A 3,460-nucleotide genomic window follows, 5' to 3' on the forward strand; every position below is an offset into this window, starting at 1 on the left:
CTTTAGTTTGTGCAGTTTAGCGTTTTATCTAACTAAATCAAGTTATTTGTCATGATTTGAACCACAACACCAACTGTTTGGGTGTTGTATAGTCAAGCCTCACGAGTAATTAGTATTGGTCAGCTTCATACGTCACCGTACTTCCACATCCAACCTATCAACGTTGTAGTCTTCAACGGCTCTTTAGAGGACATAAAGTCCTTGGGAAATCTAATCTTGAGGTAGGCTTCCCGCTTAGATGCTTTCAGCGGTTATCCCTTCCGAACATAGCTACCCGGCGATGCGACTGGCGTCACAACCGGTACACCAGAGGTTCGTCCACTCTGGTCCTCTCGTACTAGGAGCAGATCCTCTCAAATTTCCAACGCCCACGGTAGATAGGGACCGAACTGTCTCACGACGTTCTAAACCCAGCTCGCGTACCTCTTTAAATGGCGAACAGCCATACCCTTGGGACCTGCTTCAGCCCCAGGATGAGATGAGCCGACATCGAGGTGCCAAACACCGCCGTCGATATGAACTCTTGGGCGGTATCAGCCTGTTATCCCCAGAGTACCTTTTATCCGTTGAGCGATGGCCCTTCCATACAGAACCACCGGATCACTAAGACCTACTTTCGTACCTGCTCGACTTGTGGGTCTCGCAGTTAAGCGCGCTTTTGCCTTTATACTCTACGCGTGATTTCCGACCACGCTGAGCGCACCTTCGTACTCCTCCGTTACTCTTTAGGAGGAGACCGCCCCAGTCAAACTACCCACCAGACATGGTCCTCGCTCCAGATAATGGAGCAGAGTTAGAACCTCAATATTACCAGGGTGGTATTTCAAGGACGGCTCCATAGAAACTGGCGTTTCTACTTCAAAGCCTCCCACCTATCCTACACAAGTAAGATCAAAGTTCAATGTCAAGCTGCAGTAAAGGTTCACGGGGTCTTTCCGTCTAGCCGCGGGTACACCGCATCTTCACGGCGAATTCGATTTCACTGAGCCTCTGCTGGAGACAGCGCCGCCATCATTATGCCATTCGTGCAGGTCGGAACTTACCCGACAAGGAATTTCGCTACCTTAGGACCGTTATAGTTACGGCCGCCGTTTACTGGGGCTTCGATCAAGAGCTTCGCTTACGCTAACCCCATCAATTAACCTTCCAGCACCGGGCAGGCATCACACCCTATACGTCCACTTTCGTGTTTGCAGAGTGCTATGTTTTTAATAAACAGTTGCAGCGGCCTGGTTTCTGAGGCTGCCAGTAGCTCAAGGAGCAAGTCCTATCACCGCCGGCAGCGTACCTTCTCCCGAAGTTACGGTACCATTTTGCCTAGTTCCTTCAGCAGAGTTCTCTCAAGCGCTTTGGTCTACTCGACCTGACCACCTGTGTCGGTTTCGGGTACGATTCCTGTGTAACTGAAGCTTAGAGACTTTTCCTGGAAGTATGGTATCAGCCACTTCGCTAGTAAACTAGCTTGCTATCGATTCTCAGCATAGAGTACCCCGGATTTGCCTAAGATACATGCCTACAATCTTCCACCTGGACAACCAACGCCAGGCTGACTTAACCTTCTCCGTCCTCTCATCGCATTACACAGAAGTATTGGAATATTAACCAATTTCCCATCGACTACGCCTCTCGGCCTCGCCTTAGGGGTCGACTCACCCAGCCCCGATTAACGTTGGACTGGAACCCTTGGTCTTTCAGCGAACGGGTTTTTCACCCGTTTTATCGTTACTCACGTCAGCATTCGCACTTCTGATACCTCCAGCAGACTTCTCAATCCACCTTCATCGGCTTACAGAACGCTCCCCTACCACTTGCAATAAATTGCAAATCCGCAGCTTCGGTACATAGTTTTAGCCCCGTTACATCTTCCGCGCAGGCCGACTCGACTAGTGAGCTATTACGCTTTCTTTAAAGGGTGGCTGCTTCTAAGCCAACCTCCTAGCTGTCTATGCCTTCCCACATCGTTTCCCACTTAACTATGATTTAGGGACCTTAGCTGGCGGTCTGGATTGTTTTCCTCTTGACTACGGACGTTAGCACCCGCAGTCTGTCTCCCGGATAGTACTCATTGGTATTCGGAGTTTGCATCGGTTTGGTAAGTCGGGATGACCCCCTAGCCGAAACAGTGCTCTACCCCCAATGGTATTCGTCCGAGGCGCTACCTAAATAGCTTTCGGGGAGAACCAGCTATCACCAGGCTTGATTAGCCTTTCACCCCTATCCACAAGTCATCCCCTGGCTTTTCAACGACAGTGGGTTCGGTCCTCCAGTAAGTGTTACCTCACCTTCAACCTGCTCATGGATAGATCGCCTGGTTTCGGGTCTACACCCAGCAACTAAACGCCCTATTAAGACTCGATTTCTCTACGGCTCCCCTATTCGGTTAACCTTGCTACTGAATGTAAGTCGCTGACCCATTATACAAAAGGTACGCAGTCACATCACGAAGATGCTCCCACTGCTTGTATGCATGCGGTTTCAGGATCTATTTCACTCCCCTCACAGGGGTTCTTTTCGCCTTTCCCTCACGGTACTGGTTCACTATCGGTCAGTCAGGAGTATTTAGCCTTGGAGGATGGTCCCCCCATATTCAGACAAGGTTTCACGTGCCCCGCCCTACTCGACATCATCATGTAAGCCCTTTCGTGTACAGGACTATCACCTACTATGGTTGCACTTCCCAGAGCATTCCACTAAAGCTTACATAACTTAATGGGCTTTTCCCCTTTCGCTCGCCGCTACTGAGGGAATCTCAATTGATTTCTTTTCCTACGGGTACTGAGATGTTTCACTTCCCCGCGTTTGCCTTGCAACACTATGTATTCATGTTGCAATACCTATCTTATGATAGGTGGGTTCCCCCATTCAGACATCTCCGGATCACAGGATATTTGCCGCCTCCCCGGAGCTTTTCGCAGGCTATCACGTCTTTCATCGCCTCTGACTGCCAAGGCATCCACCACATGCACTTAATTACTTGACTATACAACCCCAAACAGTCGTTCGATCCTACAAGTAGATCGTTCAACATTACAGTTTGAAGTACTGTGTATCTAAACACTGTACAGCTTCAATTCAAATTCATATACCAAAACGCTTGATTCAGTTAATTTCGCTAGTTCTCATTTCAATCACTTCAACTCCATAACTTACGTTATCTCGTTTCCGCTCTTTCTATGAGTATGAACAAATTATTTCAACTCAAATATATGCTGTTAATGATTCACTACGTCTTCGTCAGATCGCAGTCAACTGTGATAAATCACAGAGCTTAATAATCAAGGCGTGCAGTATACACAGCTTTATTACTAAGCTCTATAAGCTATCAACTCGTTTGCTTACTACGTATTCGAATGAATACGTGGTGGAGACTAGGAGAGTCGAACTCCTGACCTCCTGCGTGCAAAGCAGGCGCTCTACCAACTAAGCTAAGTCCCCAGCTTATCATTTAGATCAATGTATC

General features: G+C 48.3%; 1 tRNA gene and 1 rRNA gene. Both read right to left on the reverse strand.

What is annotated here, in order from left to right:
- Positions 1-88 precede the first annotated feature (88 nt).
- A 23S ribosomal RNA gene (locus tag CL42_RS15670) occupies positions 89-2,980 on the reverse strand.
- A 379-nt stretch (positions 2,981-3,359) separates the two neighbouring features.
- Positions 3,360-3,435, reverse strand: a tRNA-Ala gene (locus tag CL42_RS15675).
- Positions 3,436-3,460 lie beyond the last annotated feature (25 nt).

The organism is Acinetobacter sp. Ver3 (genome assembly GCF_000632455.1).
In the GTDB taxonomy this organism is placed as follows: Bacteria; Pseudomonadota; Gammaproteobacteria; order Pseudomonadales; family Moraxellaceae; genus Acinetobacter.